25 protein-coding genes and 1 pseudogene are annotated in these 26,883 nt (G+C 52.5%); 20 read left to right on the top strand and 6 right to left on the bottom strand.

Annotation, left to right across the window (positions count from 1 at the left end; all coding sequences use genetic code 11):
* Positions 1 to 80: 80 nt before the first annotated feature.
* The 3 genes from ACL02P_RS07650 (at position 81) to pduL (ending at position 3,402) form a co-directional block, all read left to right on the top strand.
* The gene (locus ACL02P_RS07650) at positions 81 to 1,856 is read left to right on the top strand and encodes a 2-oxoacid:acceptor oxidoreductase subunit alpha (RefSeq protein ID WP_412837055.1); all 1,776 of its coding nucleotides are present in this window, start codon (positions 81 to 83) and stop codon (positions 1,854 to 1,856) included.
* A complete protein-coding gene (locus ACL02P_RS07645; RefSeq protein ID WP_009223088.1) occupies positions 1,843 to 2,709 on the top strand; it encodes a 2-oxoacid:ferredoxin oxidoreductase subunit beta in 867 nt (288 codons plus the stop codon). Before ACL02P_RS07650 ends, ACL02P_RS07645 begins: the two co-directional genes overlap by 14 nt.
* 120 nt (positions 2,710 to 2,829) lie before the next feature.
* Entirely contained in the window at positions 2,830 to 3,402 is a 573-nt protein-coding gene (pduL, locus tag ACL02P_RS07640; protein ID WP_016312371.1) for a phosphate propanoyltransferase, read from the top strand.
* A gap of 82 nt (positions 3,403 to 3,484) precedes the next feature.
* Here pduL and spoVAD read toward each other — a convergent pair whose 3' ends face one another.
* The 3 genes from spoVAD to ACL02P_RS07625 are packed head-to-tail and all read right to left on the bottom strand — an operon-like array spanning position 3,485 to position 5,852.
* On the bottom strand, positions 3,485 to 4,489 hold the full coding sequence (gene spoVAD, locus ACL02P_RS07635) for a stage V sporulation protein AD (RefSeq protein ID WP_016312370.1): 1,005 nt from the start codon (positions 4,487 to 4,489) through the stop codon (positions 3,485 to 3,487).
* A 1-nt stretch (position 4,490) separates the two neighbouring features.
* Positions 4,491 to 4,979 (bottom strand): stage V sporulation protein AC, encoded by a 489-nt coding sequence (gene spoVAC / locus ACL02P_RS07630; RefSeq protein WP_009223091.1) that lies wholly within the window; start codon positions 4,977 to 4,979, stop codon positions 4,491 to 4,493.
* Between the two features lie 12 nt (positions 4,980 to 4,991).
* Positions 4,992 to 5,852, bottom strand: coding sequence for a DUF421 domain-containing protein (locus ACL02P_RS07625; RefSeq protein WP_028539119.1), 861 nt, complete (start codon positions 5,850 to 5,852; stop codon positions 4,992 to 4,994).
* Positions 5,853 to 6,024: 172 nt separating this feature from the next.
* On the opposite strand from ACL02P_RS07625, the gene ACL02P_RS07620 reads away from it, so the two are divergent.
* The 7 genes from ACL02P_RS07620 to ACL02P_RS07590 all read left to right on the top strand — a co-directional run bounded on the left by ACL02P_RS07620 (position 6,025) and on the right by ACL02P_RS07590 (position 11,887).
* Positions 6,025 to 6,231 carry a DUF1657 domain-containing protein gene (locus tag ACL02P_RS07620; protein WP_009223093.1) on the top strand — a complete coding sequence of 69 codons (207 nt, stop codon included), beginning with the start codon at positions 6,025 to 6,027 and terminating at the stop codon, positions 6,229 to 6,231.
* Between the two features lie 175 nt (positions 6,232 to 6,406).
* A complete protein-coding gene (miaB, locus tag ACL02P_RS07615) occupies positions 6,407 to 7,957 on the top strand; it encodes a tRNA (N6-isopentenyl adenosine(37)-C2)-methylthiotransferase MiaB (RefSeq protein WP_412837054.1) in 1,551 nt (516 codons plus the stop codon).
* A gap of 20 nt (positions 7,958 to 7,977) precedes the next feature.
* Entirely contained in the window at positions 7,978 to 8,430 is a 453-nt protein-coding gene (locus ACL02P_RS07610; RefSeq protein ID WP_009223095.1) for a RicAFT regulatory complex protein RicA family protein, read from the top strand.
* A 122-nt stretch (positions 8,431 to 8,552) separates the two neighbouring features.
* Positions 8,553 to 8,948, top strand: a complete 396-nt coding sequence (locus tag ACL02P_RS07605) for a PaaI family thioesterase (protein ID WP_412837053.1) — start codon at positions 8,553 to 8,555, stop codon at positions 8,946 to 8,948.
* Between the two features lie 89 nt (positions 8,949 to 9,037).
* Complete coding sequence (locus tag ACL02P_RS07600) at positions 9,038 to 9,814, top strand: NUDIX domain-containing protein (protein ID WP_009223097.1); 777 nt, start codon at positions 9,038 to 9,040, stop codon at positions 9,812 to 9,814.
* A gap of 62 nt (positions 9,815 to 9,876) precedes the next feature.
* Positions 9,877 to 10,425 (top strand): cysteine hydrolase family protein, encoded by a 549-nt coding sequence (locus tag ACL02P_RS07595; RefSeq protein ID WP_009223098.1) that lies wholly within the window; start codon positions 9,877 to 9,879, stop codon positions 10,423 to 10,425.
* Between the two features lie 7 nt (positions 10,426 to 10,432).
* Positions 10,433 to 11,887 carry a nicotinate phosphoribosyltransferase gene (locus ACL02P_RS07590; RefSeq protein WP_009223099.1) on the top strand — a complete coding sequence of 485 codons (1,455 nt, stop codon included), beginning with the start codon at positions 10,433 to 10,435 and terminating at the stop codon, positions 11,885 to 11,887.
* A 140-nt stretch (positions 11,888 to 12,027) separates the two neighbouring features.
* Here ACL02P_RS07590 and ACL02P_RS07585 read toward each other — a convergent pair whose 3' ends face one another.
* Positions 12,028 to 12,633 carry a TetR/AcrR family transcriptional regulator gene (locus ACL02P_RS07585; RefSeq protein WP_412837052.1) on the bottom strand — a complete coding sequence of 202 codons (606 nt, stop codon included), beginning with the start codon at positions 12,631 to 12,633 and terminating at the stop codon, positions 12,028 to 12,030.
* Positions 12,634 to 12,860: 227 nt separating this feature from the next.
* On the opposite strand from ACL02P_RS07585, the gene ACL02P_RS07580 reads away from it, so the two are divergent.
* Positions 12,861 to 14,357 carry an MDR family MFS transporter gene (locus tag ACL02P_RS07580; protein ID WP_397376599.1) on the top strand — a complete coding sequence of 499 codons (1,497 nt, stop codon included), beginning with the start codon at positions 12,861 to 12,863 and terminating at the stop codon, positions 14,355 to 14,357.
* A 72-nt stretch (positions 14,358 to 14,429) separates the two neighbouring features.
* On the opposite strand, the gene ACL02P_RS07575 is transcribed toward ACL02P_RS07580, so the two are convergent.
* Positions 14,430 to 15,332, bottom strand: coding sequence for an SDR family oxidoreductase (locus tag ACL02P_RS07575; protein WP_009223102.1), 903 nt, complete (start codon positions 15,330 to 15,332; stop codon positions 14,430 to 14,432).
* A 219-nt stretch (positions 15,333 to 15,551) separates the two neighbouring features.
* Here ACL02P_RS07575 and ACL02P_RS07570 point away from each other — a divergent pair, with 219 nt between their 5' ends.
* From ACL02P_RS07570 to ACL02P_RS07555, 4 genes are all read left to right on the top strand, one after another.
* Complete coding sequence (locus ACL02P_RS07570; protein WP_009223103.1) at positions 15,552 to 16,559, top strand: 2-oxoacid:acceptor oxidoreductase family protein; 1,008 nt, start codon at positions 15,552 to 15,554, stop codon at positions 16,557 to 16,559.
* A gap of 26 nt (positions 16,560 to 16,585) precedes the next feature.
* Positions 16,586 to 18,892, top strand: a complete 2,307-nt coding sequence (locus ACL02P_RS07565; RefSeq protein ID WP_412837051.1) for a thiamine pyrophosphate-dependent enzyme — start codon at positions 16,586 to 16,588, stop codon at positions 18,890 to 18,892.
* Between the two features lie 116 nt (positions 18,893 to 19,008).
* Positions 19,009 to 20,007, top strand: coding sequence for an acryloyl-CoA reductase (locus ACL02P_RS07560; RefSeq protein ID WP_412837050.1), 999 nt, complete (start codon positions 19,009 to 19,011; stop codon positions 20,005 to 20,007).
* 92 nt (positions 20,008 to 20,099) lie between these two features.
* On the top strand, positions 20,100 to 20,639 hold the full coding sequence (locus tag ACL02P_RS07555) for a hypothetical protein (RefSeq protein ID WP_009223106.1): 540 nt from the start codon (positions 20,100 to 20,102) through the stop codon (positions 20,637 to 20,639).
* Positions 20,640 to 20,794: 155 nt separating this feature from the next.
* Here the strand turns inward: ACL02P_RS07555 and ACL02P_RS07550 are convergent, their stop codons facing one another.
* Positions 20,795 to 21,307: a molybdenum cofactor biosynthesis protein B gene (locus tag ACL02P_RS07550; RefSeq protein ID WP_009223107.1), complete on the bottom strand. Its 513-nt coding sequence runs from the start codon at positions 21,305 to 21,307 to the stop codon at positions 20,795 to 20,797.
* Between the two features lie 177 nt (positions 21,308 to 21,484).
* Here ACL02P_RS07550 and ACL02P_RS07545 point away from each other — a divergent pair, with 177 nt between their 5' ends.
* The 5 genes and pseudogenes from ACL02P_RS07545 (at position 21,485) to ltrA (ending at position 26,851) form a co-directional block, all read left to right on the top strand.
* Positions 21,485 to 22,507: a CobW family GTP-binding protein gene (locus ACL02P_RS07545; protein ID WP_412837049.1), complete on the top strand. Its 1,023-nt coding sequence runs from the start codon at positions 21,485 to 21,487 to the stop codon at positions 22,505 to 22,507.
* 119 nt (positions 22,508 to 22,626) lie between these two features.
* Positions 22,627 to 23,613 (top strand): annotated as a pseudogene (locus tag ACL02P_RS07540) (OPT family oligopeptide transporter); the annotation flags it as partial.
* 44 nt (positions 23,614 to 23,657) lie between these two features.
* Positions 23,658 to 23,981: a PqqD family protein gene (locus tag ACL02P_RS07535; protein ID WP_412837048.1), complete on the top strand. Its 324-nt coding sequence runs from the start codon at positions 23,658 to 23,660 to the stop codon at positions 23,979 to 23,981.
* An 88-nt stretch (positions 23,982 to 24,069) separates the two neighbouring features.
* Complete coding sequence (locus ACL02P_RS07530) at positions 24,070 to 24,981, top strand: S-layer homology domain-containing protein (protein WP_323076478.1); 912 nt, start codon at positions 24,070 to 24,072, stop codon at positions 24,979 to 24,981.
* A 451-nt stretch (positions 24,982 to 25,432) separates the two neighbouring features.
* Entirely contained in the window at positions 25,433 to 26,851 is a 1,419-nt protein-coding gene (gene ltrA / locus ACL02P_RS07525; RefSeq protein ID WP_068693838.1) for a group II intron reverse transcriptase/maturase, read from the top strand.
* Positions 26,852 to 26,883: the final 32 nt, after the last annotated feature.

Here is a 26,883-nt window from a genome sequence, read left to right as displayed (position 1 = left end):
CCTCTTGCACGTTAGCATTCTACAACTTTTATTATTATTTCTATTTTTCCATTGCGATACGATTAAAGGGGTGGGCGATCTTGATTAGTCAATTGTCTTGGAAGATCGGTGGACAGCAGGGAGAGGGCGTTGAAAGTACAGACCGGATTTTTTCGACGGCTTTGAACCGGCTGGGATATTATTTGTACGGGTATCGGCATTTCTCCTCCCGTATCAAAGGCGGTCATACGAATAACAAAATCCGGATCAGTACCAAGCCAATTCGTGCGATTTCCGACGACTTGGACATTTTAGTCGCTTTTGACCAAGAAAGTATCGATTTGAATGCACATGAACTGCGCGGCGGCGGGGTTATTGTAGCGGACGCTAAGTTTAACCCGACCGTACCGGAGGGCGTGGATGCCCGTTTGTTCCCGGTGCCGATTACGAGCATTGCCGAAGAGCTTGGAACTTCGCTGATGAAGAACATGGTTGCTTCCGGTGCATCGTGGGCGCTGCTCGGTCTTCCGCTTGAGGTATTTAACAAAGCGGTGGAAGAAGAGTTCGGCCGCAAAGGACCTGCGATTGTTGAGAAAAATATCGAAGCAGTGAAACGGGGCGCGGATTTCGTGCTTGAGCTTGCTGGAGGACCTCTGGAGGAGTTTAGACTCGAGCCGGCGGATGGCAAGCAGAAGCTGTTTATGATCGGTAACGAAGCGATTGGGCTGGGGGCCGTTGCGGCAGGTTGCCGAATCATGAGTGCTTACCCGATTACCCCTGCTTCTGAAATTATGGAATATTTAATTAAGAAATTGCCGAAATTTGGCGGTACGGTTATTCAGACGGAAGACGAAATTGCAGCTATTACGATGGCGATTGGTTCGAGTTATGCGGGCGTCCGTTCGATGACTGCGTCGGCGGGACCCGGCTTGTCCCTGATGATGGAAGCAATCGGACTGGCTGGCATGACCGAAACGCCGGTCGTGATCATCGATACGCAACGGGGCGGCCCAAGTACAGGTCTGCCGACGAAGCAGGAGCAAAGCGATATCAACGCACTCATCTACGGTACCCATGGGGAAATTCCAAAGATCGTGATCGCGCCGAGTTCGATTGAAGAGTGCTTCTACGATACGGTAGAGGCGTTCAACCTGGCTGACAAATATCAAGTGCCTGTTATCGTGGCGACGGACCTGCAATTATCCCTTGGGAAGCAGTCCTGCGAAATGCTCGATTTCAACAAAGTTACGATCGATCGCGGTTACCTGGTGAAGGATATTCCAGATCGTGAAGATTCAAGCATGTTCAACCGCTACGCCTTTACGGAAAACGGGATCTCCCCGCGGGTGCTGCCAGGTGAGAAGAACGGCATTCACCATGTGACTGGGGTGGAACACGACGAATCCGGTCGTCCGTCGGAAAGTCCGGTGAACCGGAAGAAAATGATGGATAAGCGGTTGCGGAAGCTGGCCAATCTGGAGGTCACGAATCCGATTCACCTTCAAGCCCCGCATGCTGAACCAGATCTGCTGATCATCGGCATGGGCTCTACGGGTGGGACGATTGATCAAGCCCGCATCCGTCTGTCGGAGGACGGCTTGAAGACGAACCACATGACGGTGCGCTTGCTGCATCCGTTCCCCACGGAGCAAGTACTACCGCAAATTGAGAAGGCGAAGAAAGTGGTTGTTCTGGAGAATAACGCAACGGGCCAATTGGCTAACCTGATTAAACAAAACGTAGGTTACCACGACAAAATCGTGAATGTCCTGAAATATAACGGCAATCCGTTCCTTCCTTCGGAAGTCTACGAAGAGTGCAAGAAGGCAGCCGGGAAGAAAGCGCAGGAGGAGTTGGTGAAAAATGGCAACGTTTAAAGATTTCCGTAACAACGTTAAACCTAACTGGTGTCCGGGATGCGGCGATTTCTCCATTCAAGCCGCAATCCAACGCGCTGCAGCGAATGTGGGTCTTGAGCCAGAGCAACTTGCCGTGATTTCCGGGATCGGCTGCTCCGGACGGATCTCCGGATATATCAACGCTTACGGATTGCACGGGATTCACGGCCGTGCGCTGCCGATCGCCCAAGGTGTAAAGCTGGCCAACCGCGACCTGACCGTCATCGCTTCAGGCGGCGACGGCGACGGCTTTGCAATCGGGATGGGACACACGGTACATGCCATTCGCCGAAACATCAACATCACTTACATTGTCATGGACAACCAAATTTACGGGTTGACCAAAGGGCAAACCTCCCCGCGCAGCGGTGAAGGCTTTAAGACGAAGAGTACGCCGGAAGGCTCGGTAGAATCGACTTTGTCGCCGCTCGAAATCGCTCTGGCGTCCGGTGCCACCTTCGTGGCTCAATCGTTCTCCAGCGATCTGAAGCAGCTGACTTCTTTGATCGAGCAAGGCATCCAGCATGAAGGCTTCTCCTTGATCAACGTGTTTAGCCCGTGCGTCACCTTTAACAAGGTAAATACGTACGATTGGTTCAAAGAGAACATCATCAATCTCGAGACCGTTCCAGATTATGATCCAAGCAACCGGGCGATGGCCATGGCGAAGCTGATGGAGACAAACGGCATGATCACCGGATTGATCTATCAGAACAAAGAGAAGAAATGCTACGAAGATCTGGTTCACGGCTTTAAGAAAGAGCCGCTGGTCCATCAATCGCTGGCACTTTCTGAAAGCGAGTTTGACAATCTTGTTGCAGAATTCAAATAATCAGGTGAAAGGTGTCCATTTCTGGTGGACGCCTTTTCCTTTTTTTCGCCATTAGGTGTATAATGAGTAGCGATGTGAATCGTCATCGATATAGAGAATATACGAGGAGTGTTTGTAGACATGAGCAAAACTGTACCTGTCGGCGTATCCGCGCGTCATATCCATTTGACGCAGGAGCACATTGAAATTTTGTTTGGACAAGGCTATCAATTAACGGAATTCAAACCGCTGTCCCAACCGGGACAATTTGCTGCGAACGAACAAGTGGCAGTCATCGGACCAAAAGGACAGTTCGATAAAGTTCGCATTTTGGGTCCAGCCCGTCCGGCGTCCCAACTGGAAATTTCCCGTACGGATTCCTTTGCGCTTGGGGTTAAAGCTCCGGTGCGCGAATCGGGCAACATTGAAGGCACGCCTGGCATCAAGGTGAAAGGCCCTGCCGGCGAAATCGACTTGGAGCAAGGCGTGATCGTCGCTGCTCGCCATATTCACTTCCATACTTCCGATGCTGAGAAATGGGGCATTAAAGACAAGCAACTGCTGAAAGTTCGTTTGAGCGGAGAACGTGGTTTGGTGTTGGAGAACGTCATTGCGCGCGTATCTGACAACTTTGCCCTCGATATGCATATCGATACGGACGAAGCGAACGCTGCCGGTGCGAAAACAGGAGACACGGCAGAAATCATCGACTAATCGGTTACACTTGAAAAAAAAGCAAAGGGCTTGCCCAGCGGCTGTAAATGCCGTGGGGCAAGCCCTTTTTGGTGTGAACAGCTTAAGCTTCGATGGACACCGCGTGGGCGATGCAGGGGATGCTCTCGCCTTGCTGGTAGGAGAGCGGAGAGAGCAACGCCCCGGTGGCCACGACGAGGATTCGTTTTAATTCCCCGCGTTTCATCCGGTTCAGCAGATGGCCGTAAGTGACGACGGCGGAGCAGGCGCAGCCGCTGGCGCCGGCTTGGACTTGTTGGTTCTCGTAGTCGTAAATCATCATCCCGCAATCCATATAGGTCGTCTGCTTGATGGGGAAGTTGTGCCGGACGAACAGATCGTTCGCGATGGCATAGCCGACTTTGGACAAGTCCCCAGTGACGATCAGGTCATAGTAAGATGGCTCGATCTCCAGGTCGCGGAAGTGAGCCTGGATCGTATCGACAGCAGCCGGTGCCATTGCAGCGCCCATATTAAATGGGTCGGTGATGCCCATGTCGATGACTTTGCCCATCGTAGCTGACGTTACCGAAGGCCCCTCTCCTTCAGGGGATAAAACGACGGAGCCCGAGCCAGTGACCGTGAACTGCGCGGTGGGCGGCTTCTGCGACCCGTATTCGGTCGGGTAGCGGAATTGCTTCTCCACACTGGCGTTATGACTGCACGTTCCAGCTACGGCATATTTCGCGCCTCCGGAATTGACGACATAGGCGGCCATCGCCAGCGTCTGCATCGAGGTTGAGCAAGCGCCAAACATGCCGATGTACGGAATGCTTAACGTCCGTGCGGCGAAGCTGTTGCTGATGATCTGATTCATCAGATCGCCGCCGAAGTAGAATTGAATCTGTTCCTTCGTTAACCCGGCATGCCTGATCGCTAACTGCGCTGATTCTTCGAGCAGTGTCTTTTCGGCTTTCTCCCAGCTGTCTTGACCGATATAGAGGTCGGCATGGATCACATCAAAATCTTCAGCGAGCGGCCCTTGGCCTTCAAATGGCCCCACCACAGTAGCGCTGCTAATGATCTTAGGTTTATTTTCAAATACCCAGCTTTGATGGCCTTTCAGCATTTCAGTGCCCACCTCCGGCATACCCGGGGATAAACACCGCGTAAATCACCCCGATGATAAAAGCAGCCACCGTACCAAACACGATGACGGAACCGGCTAATTGAAACATGCCTGCAGCTACGCCCAGCACCAGACCTTCCGGGCGATGCTCAATCGCCGTCGATGCCATCGAGTTGGCAAAGCCCGTGACAGGAACAGCGGTACCTGCTCCGGCCCACTGAGCGATTTTGTCATAGACACCAAAGCTCGTGAGCAGCACGGACAAGATGACAAGAATAGCGACGGTCGGGTTAGCGGCTTCTCTTTCGCCCATATGGGCAAAATGGATAAAGGCCTGTCGGATACATTCTCCAATCAGGCATATCAATCCGCCGACCAAAAAGGCTCTCAGACAATTGACAGCTACCGGGCGCTTTGGCTCATGGGCATGTGCCAGCCGTTGATACTGTTGCTGTGTAGGAGTCAATTGCTTATTTTTTTTCTTGGCCATGCTCCCATCCTCCTATTGGATTAATAACGGTTTGACTTGATCGATGACCTTCTGCAGCTTCACCGAACAATCGCCGTACAGTTTCTTGGCTTCTTCCTCGTCCGTCGAGAGAGCGAACATCTCCAGATCGGCTTCGCACTTCTTCAACTGGGCCAGCAAAACGGGTTTTTCTTGAGGCTGCGGCACGGTGATCTGGTCGTCGTACAAATCGACATAAAGCTGGCCGTACGCATCAACCTGCCCTAAATTGACGTTATCCAGGGATACGCCCAGCTTCTCAAGCTCGGTATTCAGCCACTTCCGGTTGAGACCCAGTGTAGCAAGCGGCTCGTCCATAATATTTCCGTCGATGATGACGGTTTGAGGCTCCGGCTGAGGGGCAACCTTGATCCCCAAGTGAGCCGGCGTAATTGGCTGATATTCGCTTTTCAGCATCGCATTGATTTGTCCATCGGGCTCCATGACCGCAAACTCAACTTCTGCCACTTTGAAGATGCTCTTCTTCCGCAGCTGCTCCATGAGCTCTTCGTTGGTTAGCTTTTCCTTCTTCAGATTCTCTTCAAGAATCTTGCCATCCTTGATCAGCACGGTGCTGCTGCTGTCAATCATATCCCGGGCTTTCTTGCTTTTGAGCTGTAAAAACTCGATTCCCAGCGATACGAGAAACCAGACGGTTACGGCAATGATGCCGAGATACCAATCTGTGTTAATATCCAGGGAGATGTAGGCGGTAATACTCCCAATCGTAATCCCGGTGATGTATTCAAAGAAGGAAAGCTGTGAAATTTGCCTCTTTCCGAGCAGCCGGGTGATCACAAATAACACGACGACGGCCACCAACGTTCGGACGATAACTTCCAACCACATTGGCATGGGGAATACTCCTTTCGTAGACAATCCAAGGCGAGATATCCCAATTATGCGCGGGGGTACGCAAATTTACTAAGGTAATATGTGGAAGGGAACAGGGCGTATGAATCAATTTCGAGCAGGTGAAATTATGCATTGTTCATAAACAACATGCCAAAACAAAGGTGGTGAAATTGTGACCGTAGCATCTCAAGTCAAAACGGCCTTAGCTTCGTTAAAAAGCGCGCAAGCGAGCCTGGAACAATTCGCGTTAAGCACGCAAAACCAGCAAGCGAAGGATCTGTTTACGCAATGCGCGCAACAAACGCAGCAAATCGTAACGCAAGTGGAAAGCCGCGTAGCGCAGCTGGAAAGCGAAGAACCTCAATACAAGGGATTCTAACTATGATTAGAAAGGACCCGTTCATTCGAACGGGTCTATTTGCGTTTCCACGTATACGGCGTTTATCTGGATATCGAAGCCTGGCCATGTTATAATTTAGTGTAATGCATTTTTATGAATGATAACGATGCCCACATGGAACGAAGATAGATCAGGTAAAGGAGTGAACGGGCACATGGCTAAGGAAACGAAAGATTACGCCAAATACTTTGACTTCTCGGACGCCCGGGTCATTTCGGAGGATGAGCGAGGGAAGAAAATCCGAATCCGTGGCCGGGATATTCAAATTTTGTCCGAGCCGAACCAACGCAAAGAGAAACAACGCGGGAAAGAAGACGTGAAGGTGCTGTATGAAAATGCCGTTCCCGAAGAACTGAAGGGGATTGGCGTTGGCAAGCATTATATCGTCTATACGTTTGGCTGCCAGATGAACGAGCATGACACCGAAACGATCAAAGGTTTGCTGGAGCAGATGGGCTACCGTGCGACCGAGGACCGCAAAGTGGCGGACATTATCTTGCTGAATACTTGCGCGATTCGGGAGAACGCAGAGGATAAGGTGTTTGGTGAGCTGGGTCACCTGAAGAGTCTCAAGACGGAGAAGCCGGATCTGCTGCTGGGCGTTTGCGGCTGTATGTCGCAGGAGGAAGGTGTCGTGAAGCGGATCCTGCAGAAGCACAGTTTTGTGGATATGATCTTCGGGACGCACAACATTCACCGTTTGCCATACCTCATTCAAGAAGCTTTGTTCAGCAAAGAGATGGTGGTTGAGGTCTGGTCCAAGGAAGGCGACATCATCGAGAGTCTGCCGAAGAAGCGCGAAGGCATGCGGGCATGGGTGAACATCATGTACGGGTGCGACAAGTTCTGTACGTATTGCATCGTGCCGTTTACGCGGGGCAAGGAGCGCAGCCGCCGTCCGGAGGACGTCATTGCCGAAGTTCGTGAGCTGGCGCGTCAGGGCTATAAAGAGATTACGCTGCTGGGGCAAAATGTCAACGCCTACGGTAAGGACTTTACCGATATCAACTATACGTTTGCGAATCTGATGGACGATATCCGTCAAATCGATATTCCGCGCGTTCGGTTTACGACATCGCATCCACGCGATTTTGACGATGCGCTGATCGATGTTCTGGCCAAAGGCGGAAATCTGGTGGAGCACATTCATCTGCCAGTTCAATCGGGCAGCAGCGAAGTGCTGAAGAAGATGAGCCGCAAATATACCCGTGAACATTACCTTGAACTGGTGCGTAAAATCAAGGCGAAAATTCCAAACGTCGTCCTCACCACGGACATTATCGTTGGATTCCCGGGTGAAACCGAGGAGCAGTTCGAGGAAACGCTGTCCCTCGTACGCGAGGTAGGGTACGATTCGGCGTATACATTTATCTACTCGCCACGGGAAGGTACGCCGGCTGCCGTCATGGAAGACAACGTCCCGATGGAAGTGAAGAAAGCGCGGCTGACGAAGTTAAACGATACCATTAACGAATTCAGCCGCAACAGTAACGAAGCGTTGCGCGGACAGATCGTTGAGGTGCTGGTCGAAGGCCAGAGCAAAAACAACGCCCATATGTTATCCGGACGTACACGCACCAACAAGCTTGTCCATTTTGAGGGCGGAACGGAATTGATCGGAACGTTTGTCCAGGTGGAGATTACCGATCCGATGACTTGGTACATCAAAGGCAAGCTCGTAGAGCAAACCGCCAAATTGGCGTAATGCAGGGGAGGTTATTGACAGTGGAACAGCACAAAGATCAAACCGATTGCGGAATTCCGAAGTATGATTCGCGGGACCTGGTCATCCGCGAGGATATTATGAAGAAGGCCAAAGAGCTGGCTGAACTGATCGGTACCAGTGAAGAGGTTCAGCAATTTCAGAAGGCGGAGAAGCTGATCCAGAAGCATGACCGCGTGCAGGCGTTGATCAGTGCAATTAAGAAGAAACAGAAGGAAATCGTCGCATTTGAAACGTTCCAGAACCAAGCTATGGTGCAGAAGATCGAACGTGAAATCGAGGAGCTGCAGGACGAACTCGATCAGATTCCGCTCGTTACGGAGTTCCAGCAGAGCCAAAGCGATATCAATTATCTGCTCCAGCTCGTCGTTTCTGTCATCCGCGATACGGTAGCCAGCAAAGTGAACGTCGAGTCGGGCAGCGAGCCGGCTGTTTCATCCGGATACGGAGAGTAATACGAGGCAGTTGGTGCGGAGGCAACCCCTCCGCTTTTTTTCATCTTGTCTGTAATGATTGAAGCAACGTCGCATCGGAATACTATAATATAAAGAGAAGCAAGGATAGGGGGGACACCGAGATGGATGAATGGAGCGAAGAAGTACTGCGGCGGGATGAGCAATCGTTCTGGGGGTTACTCGGATTGCGTCTGATTTCTGCCGACAAATCCCTGGTGAAGCTGGGGCTTACAGCGGGGGCATCCCATCTCAATTCCATGGGCATCGTCCATGGGGGCGTGCTGTCGTCCATGATGGATCAAGCGATGGGCACGTTGGTAGCAACGATTAAAGGGAAGCTTGGAGTCACAACTCATTTGAATGTTAATTTTCTAAGCCCTATGCGTACAGGGGAACTGGTGGTGTTGGCGATGCCAATCCATGAGACCCATCGGACGCTAACGCTCCGCTCTGAGGTTCGTAACGAAGAAGGTACCCTCGGATGTATATCGACGGCAACGTTCCGCTTGCCGAAGTGAGCAGAGGGCCGTCTTCCAGTTTAGATCGCTTGAATTCGTAAGTGCCGGACATCCAACGGCCGGCGTTATCCTAGACGATGTGGTGATACATGATGAACGAAGAACAAAAGCAGGTAGTTAATGAGGTTAAAAAATATCGCACGCCGGACGGAATCCCGGCCGACATCGTCATGTTTACGTTGACGAGGCAGGAACGAAAAGCATCGACCAAATCGCTGCCGCGCTTTGATCTGAAGGTCATGCTGATCCGTCGGCGGAGCTGGCCGTTCGCCGGGGCCTGGGCATTGCCGGGCGGTTTCTCGCAGGAGGATGAATCGCTGTACGAAACCGCGCGTCGCGAGCTGAAGGAAGAAACCGGTGTCGACGGCTCACATCTTGAATATTTGGGGGTCTACAGCAAGCCGGGGCGGGACCCGCGCGGCTGGATTATCTCCCACGCTTTTTTCGCGTTAGTAGAGGAATGGGTGCTGGAGAAACGGCAATCGGCGGATGATGCCCAAGAGGTTGGTCTGTTTACCGTTCGAGAAGCCTTAGAGGATCTGCAGCTCGCTTTCGACCACCGCGAGATTTTGCAAGACGCTTATAAACGGATTCAGCAGCAGATGCTGCATACGACGATTGCGAAGCAATTTTTGCCGCCGCATTTCACTCTCGGCGAATTGTATCAGGTGATTCAAACGGTCGTTCCAGACTTTGAAGAGCTAAATTTTATCCGCAAAATTACATCGACGCGCAGTCGTCAGGGGATACTGGAAGAAGTGCGTGACGAGAATGGCAAGCCGATGTTGTCTAACCAATATTCGCAACGGCCGGCTCAATTGTACCGATTTACTGGTTACACCCCGCGGCTTTCGATTTACACTTAAGATATTTTACATAATGAAATATTAGTTGCGGCAAATGGAATGTGTGAAGGGAGAGTGAAATCATGAAAGCTCTGATCGTCATCGATTATACGAAGGATTTCGTGGACGGTAACCTTCCGGTGGGCCAGCCGGCCATCGATATTGAACCGGCGATTTGCCGGATAACGGAATCCTTTGTGGCGCAAGGGGATTTTGTCGTGATGGCCGTAGATCTGCACGAGCGGGAAGACCACCTGCATCCGGAAACGAAGCTGTTTCCTCCCCACAATCTGAGGGATACGGAAGGCCGTGCGTTGTACGGGCGGTTGTCTGAGGTTTATGCGAAGAACCAGGACCGCATCTATTGGATGGATAAGACGAGATACAGCGCGTTTTGTGGAACGGACCTGGAGCTGAAGCTCCGGGAACGCGGTATTACGGAGGTGCATCTGATCGGCGTGTGCACGGATATTTGCGTGCTGCATACGGCGGTGGAGGCTTATAACAAGGGATTTGCAATTACAGTATACGAAGATGCGGTAGCCAGCTTTAACCCGGAGGGACATACCTGGGCGCTGGGGCATTTCCGCACCAGTTTAGGAGCAAACGTAACGAACAGCCAGAGAGGATGAACAGGCGATGCCAACCACGGGTTTAGCACTGCATACCGATAAATATCAGATCAACATGATCTATGCGCATTGGATGAACGGAACGCATTTGCGGAGGACCGTATTTGAGGCCTACTTCCGCAAGCTGCCGTTTGGCAACGGGTATGCGGTGTTTGCAGGCTTGGAGCGGATCGTGGACTATATCCGGCAGCTGCGGTTTACGGAAGAGGATTTAGCGTATTTGGACAAACAAGAAGAGAACTATAAGCCGGAATTTCTGGAATTGCTGCGTAACTTTGAATTTAAAGGCACGCTGCTGTCGATGGCCGAAGGGGCGCTTTGCTTCCCGAACGAGCCGTTGATCCGCGTTGAAGGCACAATTATGGAAACACAGCTGATTGAGACGGCGTTGCTAAACTTTATGAATTTCCAGACCTTGATCGCCACCAAAGCTTCACGGGTGAAACGGGTCGCCGAGAACGACGTGCTGCTGGAGTTCGGCACCCGCCGGGCACAAGAAGCAGATGCGGCCATCTGGGGGGCTCGGGCTGCTTATTTGGCCGGGTTTGATGGGACGTCCAACTTGCTGGCTGGGGAGATCTTTGGCATTCCGACCCGAGGAACGCATGCCCACTCGTGGGTGCAAATCTTCGACTCGGAGCAGGAAGCGTTTGAGTTGTATGCCAAAGCGCTGCCGGATCAGGTTTCCCTGCTGGTCGATACGTATGATACGCTCAAAAGCGGCGTTCCGCATGCGATCCGCACCGGCAAAATGCTGGAAGCCGCAGGCAAGCGGCTGGCGAGCATCCGCTTGGACAGCGGCGATTTAGCTTATCTGTCGATTCAAGCCCGCAAAATGCTGGACGACGCTGGCTTACCTTATGTCAAAATCGTCGCGTCAAACGACTTGGACGAGAATACGATTTTTAACCTGAAGGCACAAGGTGCGAAGATCGATATTTGGGGCGTAGGGACTCAGTTGATTACAGCAGCGGACCAACCGGCTCTCGGAGGCGTCTACAAGCTGGTTGAACGGGAGAAGGACGGTCAGATGGTGCCCACGATCAAGATCTCCGGTAATCCGGAAAAAGTCACAACCCCCGGCAGAAAAGACGTATTGCGCATTGTCAGCAAAGACAGCGGCAAAGCGATTGCCGATTACATCTGTTTTCCGCATGAACAGCAAGCGCGGACGGGCGGCAAACTCCGATTGTTTGATCCGGTACATCCTTATATCAAAAAGTCAGTCAAAAACTATGAAGCGGTGTCCATGCTGCAGCCGATCTTTGTGGATGGTCAGCTCGTGTACAAGCTGCCAACGCTGGATGAAATTCGTGAGTACCACCGCGAGCAGTTAAATTTATTCTGGCCAGAATATCTCCGCAAGCTGAACCCGGAAATTTACCGCATCAGCTTAAGCCAGGAAGCCTGGGAGTTAAAGCAAAAGATGATCGAAGAATATATGGGGCAGCATGAGGATTAACTTCTTCTAACCCCCTTAAGACAGAAAGATCGCTTCTCGCCAATCGGCGGCGAAGCGGTCTTCATTTGCGTTGGAAATTATTTCTCGGGAAAGCGCAAAAAGCGCTATAAATCGGCGGATAGAAGGCTGATTTCGACAAGTTAACGACACGACTCATATTTCGCGAAGTAGTGATCAAACAAAATATCGATTTGCCGCTCAACGATTTCTTTGCCCGGACGGTTCTCCAGTTGCTTAATCTGCCTTGCCAAGACGAGCGGGAAGAGGACGGCTGCATTGATTTGCATCATCATAATAAAAAGAATATCCGGATTGGTCTCGCCGGTAATCTCCTCCAGCACGCCAGTAATCTTGCTGAATCCGGTCGTTTTCATAAAACCGGTGAAGTCCTGCCGGGATTCAAAAGTAATTCGTCCTTTGCCTAAGACTTCATGCAACAAACCGGGGTATTGCAGTACTGAATCCACGTATTGGAGAAGAAATGCCTTTAATCGATCTTTAGGGGGTAGCGAAGTATCGTCCAAGACGGAGAAATTCTCCTGAAACGTTGTCAGCAGCAGTTTCAGCGCTTCGTTAATCAAGTTGTCCTTCGAGCCAAAGTAGTAATTCACTAGAGCTAAATTGACATTGGCCGCAGCCGTGATCTTGCGCAAGGTGACTTGATCGGCCCCTTCGGTTTTAATGAGCTCCAACGTAGCCTGTAGAATATTCTGTTTGGTTGTCGGCCCCTTGACGCAATTGCTCATAGTTTCGCTCCTTTATGCCATCCAATCTACTGCCCGTATAGAAACTACCATAATACGCTCTCACTCCAGGTGTCAAGAATAAGGCGCAGCGGGGAAGGAAGAGCGAACCAGATCTTGCAGAAGCCACCGATGACAAATGCCTTGACAAAACGGCGGCATCCATTTAATTTTGTTTTAAACATTGTTTTAAACGGTGTTTAAATTTAGAAAGAAAGCTGAGTGAGAGGATGCCGAATACTGTGGAGAGTTCGATCGAAAGCAAAGAATTTTCCATCCGGTCGATTATCGCACCGCTGATGGCGGTCATCGTTGGGATGATTATGGTCATTTTGGACAGCACGGTGGTTAACGTGGCCGTACCTAAGCTGGTCGACTTCTTCGCAACCGATTTAAAGACGGTGCAATGGACGATCACAGGGTATACGCTGGCTTTATCTGCCGTCATTCCGCTAGCGGGATGGATGACCGATAAATTTGGGGAGAAACGCATTTTCTTGATGACGATCGCGTTGTTTACGATTGGTTCGGTGTTGTGTGCCGTAGCGCAGACGCCGGAGCAGTTGATCATCTATCGCATCATTCAAGGTCTGGGCGGCGGGATGGTATCGCCGATCGGGTTTGCGATGGTGTTTAAGCTGGCACCACCTGAGAAGCGCGGAGCCGTGATGGGGGCGCTGGGTGTACCTATGTTGCTGGCGCCTGCGCTAGGTCCGGTACTATCCGGTTGGCTGGTGGAGAACGTCAGCTGGCACTGGATTTTTCTGATCAATCTGCCAATTGGGATTGTGGCGTTTCTGATCGGGCTGCGGTTCTTGCCGAAGTCCAGTCGACGGGAGGCGCCACAGTTGGATAAGCTGGGGATGATCCTGGCTCCGATCGCTTTTGCGATGCTGACCTACGGCGTGAGTGAAGGGGGAACCAGCTGGACCTCAGCGACGACAATTACGGGTCTTAGCGTAGGAGGACTTGCCTTACTTCTGTACATCTTCGTTGAAATAAGACATCAACAACCGCTGCTTGAGCTGCGTGTGTTCCGTTCGTCTCATTTCACCCGGGGGATCATCTTGGTCTGGATTGCCCAAGCGGCGTTGTTTGGTTCGATGATTCTGACTCCGTTATACCTGCAGCAAGTCAGAGGCTACAACGCGTTGGAAACCGGGATTTACTTGCTGCCTCAAGCATTGATGTCGGCGTTCTTCATGCCGATCAGCGGGCGCTTGTTTGACCGGGTTGGTGCGCGGCCGCTGGCCTTTATCGGCCTTGGTATCGTATCGACGGCCTTGTTCCTGCTGTCGCGAATTACAGCGGAAACGCCGCTGGCGATGGTGTTGGTGCCGCTTGGTTTGCTCGGCGGCGGGATGGGTCTGACGATGATGCCGCTGAACACGCATATTCTAAACTCCGCGCCGCGCCATTTGGTGGCTCGGGTTACCCCGCTAATGACGGCGGCGCAACAAGTTATCGTCTCCTTCGCGGTAGCCGGCTTAACCGGCTATCTGACTTCCCAAATCAGCAGCCATATGAAGGAGGCAGCACAAGGCGGAAATCCGCTGGAGGCGGCCGCATCCGGCTTTGGGGATACCTATTTCCTGGCTTCGTGCATTGCCGCTGCTGGCTTCCTGCTGACTTTATTCTTATCTAAGCCAAAGAAGCAAACCGAAGCAGGCAAGAATTCAGCAGCCGAAGGAACGCAACCAGACCCAAGTCTGATGGCGGGGCATTAATATATTGAAGCAAACATGCGAAAAAGCACTCTTTCTTTTTGGAAAGGGTGCTTTTGTCGTTCTCCCCGAAGGTTAACTCGTAACCATCGCGCCGCCGTTGACATGGATCGTTTGCCCGGTCACATAGCTGGAATCGTCGGAAGCCAGGAATACGAAGACCGGTGCCAATTCAAACGGCTGCCCGGCTCGCTTCATCGGAGTTTCCAGGCCAAACGTAGACACGTATTCCGCAGAATAGCTGGATGGAATCAACGGGGTCCAGATCGGTCCCGGCGCCACGGCATTGACACGAATGCCTCGATGAACGAGCGACAGCGCCAGGGAGCGGGTAAAGGAAACGACAGCGCCTTTGGTAGAGGAATAATCAATCAGCAGCGGAGCGCCGGCGTATGCGGTGATCGAGGCGGTGCTAATAATGGTACTACCGGGTCGCAAATAGGGAAGCGCGGCCTTGGTCAAGTAGAAATGAGGGAAGATGTTGGTGGCAAAGGTTTGGTACAGCTGTTCGGTCGAAATCGCTTCGATCCCTTGCTGCTGAGGAAATTGAACCGCCTGATTGATCACCAGGATATCGACTTTCCCCAAATGATGCAGGGTATGATGAATCACTGCATGGCAGAAAGCCTCTTGGCGCAAGTCGCCGGGAATGAGCAGGCACCGTCGTCCCAGTTCCTCAACGCGCCGTTTGGTTGCCTGGGCATCTTCGTGCTCATCCAGATAAACGATGGCTAAGTCTGCGCCTTCTTTGGCAAAAGCAATCGCCGTAGCCCTCCCGATGCCGCTGTCACCGCCGGTCAGAATTGCGACCTTATCCTTCAACTTGCCGCTGCCGACGTAAGCGGGGTTTTCGGAGATCGGGGGCGGAACCATCAGGGTTTCTAAGCCGGGTTGTCTTGGTTGATGTTGCGGCGGGAAGGTAATTGGTTGTTCTTGGCAGACCGTTTTCGAGCTGTAATAAGGGTACTTGGGTATCATCCTTTGAGGTTCCTCCTGAAGTTGTTTTACCGCTATCCTATTCATTCCTGGGCGGGGTGGTGTATCCGCCTAGACAAGAATGTCTATATGACATTTGTTACATAAGTCACATCGCATCTATGATAAATTTTAAAATTAAGAAAGATATCGTTTGATGTCATGTTTAGCACTTATTTACGTCGTGAAGAGCTCGCATTTGCGAAGAAGGGAGTCAAGCGCGTGGTACAATTACCGAAATTAAACGAGCTGGGATTTTTTGAAATCCGTTTGGAATCCATTGGTGGGCTGGGTGCGAACTTGGCAGGGAAAATGCTGGCCGAAGCCGGGGTTGAGGGAGCCGGATTGAATGGGGTCAGCTTTTCTTCTTATGGCTCGGAGAAAAAAGGATCCCCGGTCAAGGCGCATATCCGCTTCTGCGATCTGAGTACGCCGATTCGCGATACGTCGCCAGTAGAACGCCCGCATATTGTGGGGATCTTTCATGAGGCGCTCGCCAAGACAGTGAACGTGATCAGCGGCATTTACGAGGACAGCACCGTATTGGTGAATTCGCGCAAAACTCCGCAGGAGCTTAAGGAGAAAATGAAGCTGATCGGCGGCACGATCGCGGTGATCGATGCCACCGGCATTGCGCTCGAAGAGAAAAACCGGGTGAACATGGCGATGTTGGGTGCCTTATTCCGGTTGTGCCCATTCCTCGATCCTGAAACGATGAAAGACGTCATCCGCAAATCGCTGGAGAAGAAATATCCGCAAACCGTAGCCCCAGCTATTGCGACGTTCGAACGGGGTTATCATGAAGTTGTCTTTGAAACGTTTGCTTTGCCGGAAGGTGTAAGCATGCCGGCCTTCGTTCGTGCTGATACGCCGGTGCTTGGTTATGAAACACAGCCGATCGGCGGGTTGATTATCAATCCGGGCAACAGCATCCTGAAGGACCTTAGTATTTCCCGTTCTGGGATGATGCCGCATTTCAAGGAAGAGTCTTGTATTCACTGCGCCCAATGCGACAACGTCTGCCCGGATAATTGCTTCGTATGGGAGGAACGCCCCGATAAGAAGGGCCGACCGCAAATGTTCCTAAAAGGCATCGACTATCAATATTGTAAAGGTTGTTTAAAATGTATCCACGCATGTCCAACGGACGCCTTGTCCGGGGAGCGGGAGGAAGAAGGGTATGCGGAGGCGCATCGCGTACCGCATCTGTTTGATTTGGCGATACGCTAATACGCAGGAAAGGTGGTATGTTCATCATGGCGATCGATTTGGAGAAAGAACGCCGCTCCGGCACGGTTGAGCAGCGCGTGGTTTATGAGTCAGGAAATGAAATGGCAGCTTATGCGGCCAGCCAGATCAATTATCATATTATGGGGTACTTTCCGATTTCCCCTTCCACCGAGGTAGCGCAATTTCTCGATTTGATGAAAGCAAACGGACAGCATGACATCAAGCTGATTCCATCGGACGGCGAACATAGCTCGGCCGGTATCTGCTACGGCGCTTCAACCGCCGGCGGTCGGGTATTTAACGCGACCAGTGCTCAAGGTTACTTGTACATGCTGGAGCAAATGCCGGTGCAGTCCGGCACGCGTTTCCCTATGGTCATGAACTTGGTTTGTCGTTCCATTTCCGGACCGCTGGATATTCACGGCGACCATTCGGACCTTTATTTTGCGCTAAACACCGGTTGGCCGATCCTGATGTGCCGAGATCCGCAAGCGGTATACGATATGAACCTGATCGCGATCAAGCTGGCTGAGGATCCGGAGGTAAGGCTGCCGGTGCTTGTCGCGTCCGACGGATACTTTACGTCCCACCAAAAGCGGCGCGTGCATACCTTCGCAAACCGTGAGGACGTTTTGAAATTCGTTGGTGAACGCCCGCCGGGCGGCTTCCCGCATACGCTGGATCGCAACAACCCGATTACCGTCGGGCCGTACATGAACGAGCCGGATTACATCAATAACTGCTATCAGCAGTCCGTAGCGATGTATAACGCGGAACGCGTCTTTGAACGGATTGCCGGCGAATATGCGGAATTGACCGGACGCGAGTACAAAATGCTGGATCTGTACCGGATGGAAGACGCAGAGGTGGCGGTTTTCCTCATGAACTCGGCATCTGAAATTATTAAAGACGTCGTGGATGATTTGCGCCGCCAAGGCATCAAAGCCGGCTCGATCGCACCAAATATGATTCGGCCCTTCCCGCAAAGACAAATTGCCGAAGCGCTGAAGAACGTGAAAGCGATCACGGTCGGCGACCGCGGTGATTCCTATGGCGCTTATGGCGGTAATATGGTTAATGAGATTAAAGCTGCGCTGTTCACGCATGGAAATCATACAACGAAGGTCATCAGCCGGATATACGGTCTGGGGGGCAAGGAGTTTTATGCCGAGGACGGGCATCACTTCTTCCAATTGGCGATCGAAGCGGCGAAAACAGGCCGGGTAGAAGTGCCGTTTGATTACTATGGACATACCCCGGGGGATCCGGAGAAAGCGCCTAAGCGGGTGCTGAATCCGCTGAAGTTTGAGGACCTGAAGACCGGCCTGATCACGGTCACGAAGAATGAAGAAACCGGCAAGCTTGGCGTGCGCATTCCGCCGCTTCGCGCATTAACGAAGAAGCCAAAGCGGATTGCACCGGGGCATGGGGCCTGTCCGGGCTGCGGGATTTTCTCCGGTCTAGAGCTGTTCTTTAAAGGGATCGAAGGCGACATCGTGGCCCTGTTCCATACGGGCTGCGCGATGGTCGTCACGACTGGGTATCCGTATTCGTCCCATAAAGCGACGTACATCCATAACCTGTTCCAGAACGGAGCGGCCACTTTGTCCGGTGTCGTCGAAATGTTCTGGGAAAGAAAACGCCGCGGTGAGCTCGACGAGCTTGGCCTGAAGGACGATTTTACGTTCGTGATGGTTACCGGCGACGGAGGCATGGACATCGGCATGGGGCCGGCGATCGGAGCGGCGCTGCGCGGTCATAAAATGATCATCATCGAGTATGATAACGAAGGATATATGAATACCGGGGCACAGCTGTCGTATTCGACCCCGCTTGGCCACCGTACCTCTACGTCGAACATCGGCAAAGCGCAGCAAGGCAAAACGTTCCAGCACAAAGACACGCCGCAAATCATGACGGCCACCAACATTCCTTACGTGTTTACCGGCAGCGAGGCTTACCCGCAGGATTTGGTGAAGAAAGCAGCCAAAGCCCAATGGTACGCGCAAAATGAAGGACTGGTTTATGGTAAAATATTAACAGCCTGCCCGCTCAACTGGATTTCGCCGGACGATCAGGGCACGAATATCATCGACGCTGCCGTTAACTCCTGCTTCTTCCCGCTGTACGAGGTGGAGCATGGTCAAACCACAATCACGTACAATCCGGAGGAGAAGGGCAACCGCATTCCGCTGGCGGATTGGCTGAAGACGATGGGCAAGACCCGTCATTTGACGAAGCCGGAGAACGCTGAGGCTCTTGCGGAGTTCGAACAAGAGGTAGAACGGCGTTGGAAAATCCTTCTGGCTAAACACGAACATCCTTATCTCTAAAAACAGGCCAGAAAGTGGACAAAACACGATATTAGGGGAAGCGGCAATGTGCAGCTTCTTTTATGATCAAAGCGTTATTCGGAAGCTTACATCCCGAATGGAAGGAGAGTGAGAGGATGAACCCATCCTTTCGTGCATTTCGCGTACACCAGGACGAGTCCGGGTTTCGGTCAGGGGTCGAGCAGCTAGACTTCTCGGCGCTTCCTGACGCCGATGTGACCGTCAAGGTGCATTATTCCAGCGTCAACTATAAAGACGGATTGGCAAGCATACCAGAGGGAAAAATCGTTAAAACCTATCCATTTATCCCCGGCATTGATCTGGCCGGGGAGGTAATCGCCTCCCGCGATCCGCGGCTGAAGCCCGGGGACCGGGTGCTGTGCACCGGTTACGGGCTTGGCGTGACGCACGCGGGCGGGTTTGCTGAAGTCGCCCGTGTCCCGGGCGACTGGCTGGTGACGCTGCCGGAAGGCCTTTCGTTCCGCGAAGCAATGGCAATCGGAACGGCCGGGTTTACGGCAGCGTTGTCGGTCCGGCGCCTGCTCGATAACGGGCTGGCGCCCGGACAAGGGCCGGTGCTCGTCCTCGGCGCCACCGGCGGCGTGGGCAGCATGGCCGTGGCGATCCTCAGCCGGCTTGGGGTTACTGTCACCGCGGTCACGGGCAAGCCGCAGGCGCGGGAGAAGCTGGCGGCCTTCGGCGCCGCCGAGGTCCTCTCCCGTGAGGAGGCGGCTTCGGGAGCCAAAGGCGCCCTTGGCAAAGAGCGCTGGGCGGCCATCGTTGACCCGGTGGGGGGGGCTATGACGGCCGATCTGCTGAAATCGGTTCGTTATGGCGGCTCGATCGCCTTGTCGGGGTTAACCGGCGGCAGCGGGATCGAAACGAACGTGTATCCCTTTATTTTACGCGGTGTGAATTTGCTGGGGATCGATTCCGTATTTTGTCCGGAGCCGCTGCGGCGCGAGCTTTGGCAGCTTCTGGCCGGACCGTGGAAGCCGGAGCCGGTGCTGGCCTCTGGCATCACCGAGTATCCGCTGGAGAAGCTCCCGGAGGCGCTTCGTACCGTACTGGCCGGGGAAGCCATCGGACGCCAGGTCATTTCCTTCATCAACTGAAACGGAACTCATGGTATAAATTGGGGGATCTTGAGACAACCTAACACCATCGGCCGAAGCTGGCTTAGCTTAGGGTAAAGGATGGGATACCAATGAGATGGTGGAAGGCAGGATTGGGAATGGCCTTGGCGCTCTCTTTAACCGTAGGGTGCGGTAATGTGCAACGGGTCGCCAAGGAAGAAATGAGCAAGTATAGCATGCAAAGCTATCGGCAAGGAAACGAACGCCAATTAACGACAGGGAAGACGCTTAATACGGCGCTGTTGCAATCTTTGAAAGCGGAATGCGCGAAGCGCGGGATTAAACTGACCCATGAAACCTATGCCGAAGGGCTGGACGGGAATATTAGCTACAGTTATTTTATTAACGGGGATGCGCGGCATTTTATTATCGTACATGTATTTCCCAGCGAGCAAGAACGGATTCGCGAAATTTCCGAGATTTATGGAACCGGGGACGGCAAGCAGGCGATCTCAGCGCAGTCGGCTTCCAGTCAGGCTGCCGTCATCTCGGTGAAGGGCAACGCCGCCTTGGTTTATTCGTCCAGCGCGCAGAAGGACAGTCAATACCGGGAAGAGATGCAGGCGGTATTTGGTAAACTGCTGAACCAAATGAATAATACATCGAAGTAAATGGCAAAGCGTTTCCCAATACAAAACCAACCGCTGCCTTCGTTTAAGGAAGGAGAGCGGTTGGTTTTTTGCATGTGCGCCCGGCATGGGCGATAACTAGGCGGTGAAAGTCCGCTACAGGCTACTCAATTAATGGGTAGCCTCCTATCCGATTTCTACTTCTTATAGATTTCTCGCATGACGTGACGCAGCTCTGGAAGGATAATCCGTTCCATCGCCAGCTTGACTGCGCCCTGCGAACCGGGCATGGAGAAAACCGCCGTATTGCCGATCGTTCCGGCGATCGCGCGGCTGAGGATGGCGGCCGAGCCGATATCTTCCGTAAAGCTGAGGTAACGGAAAATTTCCCCAAACCCCGGCATCTCTTTGTTCAGAAGGCTGCGCACCGCCTCAAACGTCGTATCCCGCGGCGCAATGCCAGTGCCGCCGCTTAGCAGAACCGCTTCGATCGTATTGTCCGAAGCCGCTTCCCGCAGCAGCTGGCGGATGCCGTTATAATCGTCCTTAACGATCATATAGCGGGCAACGTGATACCCGTGCTGCCGAAGCAGCTCTTGGATCAACCGGCCGCTGGTATCGTTTTCTTCGGTCCGTGTATCGGAGACAGTAATGACGAAACAAGATACTTCATCCGGCGCTTCCATCCGGTGTTCATCGACGGATCTCATCGTGTTCGCTTCCTTTCCTTGGAGGTTAATTCCATTGTACCATGTTTGACGGGCTTGAGCTTGTCCAGGAGCAGATCTGAGGCGGAACAGGAAATGTGGTTGCATGTCCGGGATGGTTGGTGTACACTCGCATTCGAATGGCTTTATCCTTTATCCCGATTGCAGGAGGTTGTTGAGGTGGGAAGCAGGGTGACACCCGTTTTTATATTGTCCGGATTTTTAGGAAGCGGTAAAACGACGCTGCTCCAGCGGCTGATCCGTCACTGGCAGGAGCAGGGGCTTCGTCCGGCCGTGATCATGAACGAAATCGGAGACGTCAATCTCGATGGATTGCTCGTTTCCAGCGAAGTGCCGATGGCGGAGATGCTGGGCGGCTGTATTTGCTGCACGATTCGCGGCGACTTGAGCGTGCAGATGGCGGAGCTGATCGAAGGGGAGAAGCCGGACCTGATCGTTATTGAGGCGACAGGCGCGGGCAATCCGATGGAAATCTTTGATGCGGTGACCGAAGTGTCGCTTTATCTCAAACTGGACATCAAGCCGATGGTGACCGTGGTGGATGCAGCCCATCTGGCCGAGCTGTACGCATCCCAGCAGGGGAAGTCCTACCGGCTTATGGTGGAGCAGATCCGCTGCGGGTCCGTATTGATCTTAAATAAAATGGACTTGCTTGAGCCTGATCGCCAGCAGGAAATGACGGCGTTTCTTCGCCGCATGAACCCTTACGCTCGAATCATTCCGGCAGTGAAATGTGAAGTTGATTTGCCGTCATTATGGGCGCAACACCAAGCTCGTGATCACACCCACGATCATGAGGGTCACAACCACGAGCATCACCATGATCATCATGCGGCGCATAGTCATGATCATCACCATGGACATCCTCACGCGTCGCATGAGCATGTTACTGTCTATACGCACTATTTCGACGGGCCGGTGGACAGCGAGGACTTTGAGCGATTTATTGCCGAGCTGCCCCGGGAAGTCTACCGCGGCAAAGGGGTTTTGCGATTTACCGATACAGCCAGCCGGTTCCTGTTCCAATATGCGTATAGGGAAGCCGATTACCTGAAAATCACACCGCAAGGGGACGTGCCTGACGTTGCCGTGTTTATCGGAGAGCACTTCGACAAGCAGGGTTTAGCACAGCGGCTGCACGCCCTGGAGCGCAACGTATCGGATAATAGTAACGAACGTTAAGCCAAATTGACCAAGAGAACCGCGAGTCCATCGCGGTTCTCTTCTTTTTGGCGTCGATTAAATTAAATCTCCCCGGGGTAACCTAAAACTGCTTTTTTCTTGAAGAGGGAGAGAATCACATGAATGGAAAATCTAAAAACTCCACGAAGTTCGTTCCTTATGTGTCAGCTAAGCGCTCCTTGCCGGAGTTGACGGCTGTTGCCGTCGTTCTCGGGATCATTTTGGCCGTTGTGTTTGCCGCGGCGAACGCCTATCTAGGGCTGAAAATCGGTCTGACCGTCAGCGCCTCCATTCCGGCGGCGGTGATATCCTTGGCGGTGCTGCGAGGGCTATTCCGGCGCAAATCGATCCTGGAAAACAACATCGTGCAGACGATGACAACCGCCGGTGAAGCGGTGGCGGCTGGCGCCATCTTTACCCTCCCGGCGCTGTATATGTGGGATTTGAATCCCGGCCAGCAAATGATCAGCTTTGTCGTGCTGATCGGCGGGTTCCTGGGCGTAGCCATGATGGTTCCGCTAAGACGGCTGTTGATCGTGAATGAACATGAAACGCTGCCTTATCCGGAAGGGACGGCCTGTGCCGAGGTGCTGGTCTCCGGGGAGACCGGCGGCCGGAGCGCCCGCATGGTCTCGCTTGGCTTTGGCGTTGGCGGCCTGGTCAAAGCGTTAGGCGATGGCTTCATGTTATTTAAGACGGAGATTGAAACAACAATCTTTCGCTTCAGAAACGCCGTCATCGGGATGGATACGTATCCAGCCCTGCTGGGCGTTGGCTATATTATCGGGCCGCGGATCGCCGGGCAAATGCTGGCCGGCGGGATTCTGGCCTGGCTGGTGCTGATTCCGATGATCGGCTTTTTTGGCGCCAACTCGGCGGGGGCAGTAGCGCCTTCGCTGTCCCCAATCGCCGAACTTGATGCCTGGGGGATTTGGGGCGATTACATTCGCTATATCGGCGCAGGGGCGGTAGCCGCCGGCGGCTTGATTACGCTCATAAAAACGTTGCCGATGCTGTACAGCTCCTTGCGCTCCACGCTGAACGGCCTGATGCAGCGCTCCGCATTCAACGAGAAGACGACGATCGACCGCACCAAAAACAACGTCACCTGAAAGCGCCCGAACTTAACCTGTTGGAGATGATCCCTTGCTTGCAGCCGCATCTGAAGGTGGCGACAGGGGAGGATGGACGGACCGAACTGTTGCTGCCTCGCCGCAGTTGGCTGGAGCGTCAATCGGTTCGTTATCTGAAACAACCGCCGGTCATTCATGTGCACCTCGATGAGCTTGGGAGCGAGGTCGTATCCCGCTGCGACGGCACCCATACGGTAGGTGAGATCGCCGAAACGGTCAAGACGAGGTTCGGGGAAGCCGCAGAGCCGCTCCTGCCCAGGCTTCGCAAATTTATTGAGATCCTGGAAGTGAATGGCTGGCTTCGCTGGGCGGAAGAACGGCAGAAGGAGCAACCCGGGTAAGCGTGGATCCCTTGTCGGACGTAAAAGGGGAAAGGGTGCAACCTTTTTGGTGGACAGGCCGTCTAGGAGGGGCAGAGGTGATAAAGACATGAATAAAACAAAACTAAAATCCAAACTGAATAACCACCGCAAGATAAAACTGGCTGCCAGCCTTATGATGACCAGTTCGCTGCTTCTGGCCTCCTCTGTGTCCGCCTTCAGCGATGTTCAAGGACAGGACGCGAAGATAACGGAAGCTTTGCAACAGAAAGGGATCATTCAAGGGATCACGAAAGACCATTTCGTTCCGCTCGGCAAGCTGACCGGTGCGCAAGGTATTCATATGATCGTGAAGGCGTTGGAGCTCAAGCCGAAAGCCGGCGGCTCACTGCAACCTTCGGGTCATACTGAATGGTACGCATCCTCGCTGCGGATTGCAGAGGATAACGGCATTAAGTTGCCGAAGGATTTTGCGCCTAATGCCGAGCTGAGCCGGGAAGCCTTCGCCGATCTTCTGATGCAGGCCATTAACGTCACGGGAAATTACCCGACCATTAAAATGTATATTGAGGTCGCCGATGCCGACCAAATGAATCCGGATTATGCGAACAGCATTCAGACCTTGCTGCTGATGAAGATCGCTAGTCTGGATGAGCAGGGGGAATTTCACCCGAAACAGGCGATTACGCGGATTGAAGCAGCCCGGCTCGTTCACAATGCTGCTGATTTCGTAAACAAATATAAGGAAGCGGAGCAAGACGTGCAGGATCAGGTGAGCTTTGAAGTCGAGAAAGTAAATGAGCAAATCAATAAAGTGGTCCTGACCCGGGCCCAGCAGCCGAATCCGGGTTACGGCATACGCGTCGCCAAAGTCGAGTTCACAGGGAAAACGGCTACCGTGTATTATGAGTTGCTATCCCCTGAGCCCGATAAAGATTACATCCAAGTTATCACCGATACGAAAGCGGAAACGTACGTCTCCAGCGAGTATCAGGTGGAAATCAAGCGTTTGTCCGAATAACGGCAAAAGGAAACAACCGTTCCTAATCATCAGGAACGGTTGTTTTTAGTGTGCCACGCATGGCGATTAACTAGGTGGTGAAAGTCCACTGTGGGGGTTTGTAGTTACCAACCACTAGCCAAGAGCAAGGGTGTCCACCGCGAGGTGGAATCCAAAGGAAGCTGGAGGCAAACTTCCGGCCCAAGGAACACGAACATCATCAGGCATAGGATACGGGATGAGTCTGCTAAACAAGACGAAGTCCAATTAACTACACGGACGTACCAATGTAAATGATGTGGGTATATGGAAGGAAAGTGAATCGTCTTACCGTGGGAGGTCTCATGGACGTGAGGAGATGCACTTCGAATCACGGTTGAAACAAGATTTATCATGAGAAGTCAGCAGACGCCATAGTACCGCGAACAGTCGACGGTTCGAGGGAAGGGCTGAACCTTAGGAGGTGAAGTCAATGAAAGTTACCGAAACAGGAGCCAAGGGCAGCCAACTTCTAACGGAAGACTCTCTGCAAAAGAATAGTGCGGAACACGAAGGATATGCGGGAGTGCACAGTCCTGCGAGGATAACCGAAACCGACGACACCAACGCAACCGAGTCGAAGGACCGGTTGCTTGAGAAAATCGTTAGCAGGGACAACTTGAACGAAGCATTCAAGAGAGTCAAAGCGAACAAGGGATCGCACGGAATCGACGGGATGGGAGTAGATGAACTTCTACAATATCTCAGAGACAACGGCGAGACCATCAAGCAACTGATCTTGGGCGGCAAGTACCGCCCGAATCCCGTTCGAAGGGTAGAGATTCCCAAAGAGAACGGAAAGAAGAGAAACCTTGGCATTCCAACAGTGGTTGACCGAGTCATCCAGCAGGCAATCGCCCAAGTGCTTACGCCAATTTATGAGAGGCAGTTTTCAGACAACAGCTACGGATTCCGACCCAAACGGAGCGCACACCACGCGATGAAACGAAGCCAACAATACGTGCAAGAGGGATATCGTTACGTGGTGGATATGGACTTGGAGAAATACTTTGACACCGTCAACCAAAGCAAGCTCATCGAGGTGCTTTCAAGAACGATCAAAGACGGACGAGTGATCTCGCTCATCCATAAGTATCTCCGGGCGGGAGTCGTCGTGAAGCATAAGTTTGAGGACACGGAAATCGGCGTACCGCAGGGAGGGAACCTAAGTCCGATTCTCAGCAATATCATGCTGAATGAATTGGACAAGGAACTGGAAGCAAGAGGACATCGATTCGTGCGATACGCAGACGATATGCTCATATTCTGCCGGAGCAGGAGGAGTGCGGAGCGTACCCTGACGAAAATTCTCCCTTACATCGAGAAGAAGTTGTTTCTCAAGGTAAACCGGGAGAAAACGATCGTGGACGATGCGACAAAAGTTAAATTTCTTGGCTTCTCATTCTACCAGAGCAAAGGGGAAACGCGGGTCAGAATCCATCCCAAATCCGTATCCAAGATGAAAGCTAAAGTGAAAGAGCTAACGTCGAGAAGCAACGGAATGGGCAACACCGACCGGGCGCTGAAGCTTAGGCGTTACATCATGGGATGGGTAAATTATTTCAAGCTTGCTGACATGAAACAACTACTCCAAACCACTGATAAATGGATGAGAAGGCGTATCCGAATGGTCTTCTGGAAGCAATGGAAACGAGTGAGGACGAAACTCGAAAGGCTTATATCGCTCGGAATTCATGAACAGAAGGCGTGGGAATACGCAAACACAAGAAAGGGCTATTGGAGAATCTCCAATAGCCCAATCCTCTCGAAGTCCCTCGGTAACAATAGGCTGAAGAACCTCGGATTCCTTTTCTTTTCTGATTATTATCGACAAGTTACTGCGCATTCCTAATGGAACCGCCGTATACCGAACGGTACGTACGG

This window comes from Paenibacillus sp. MB22_1 (assembly GCF_047200555.1).
Classification (GTDB): Bacteria; Bacillota; Bacilli; order Paenibacillales; family Paenibacillaceae; genus Fontibacillus; species Fontibacillus phoenicis.
This window is presented reverse-complemented; position numbering and strand designations above follow the sequence as displayed.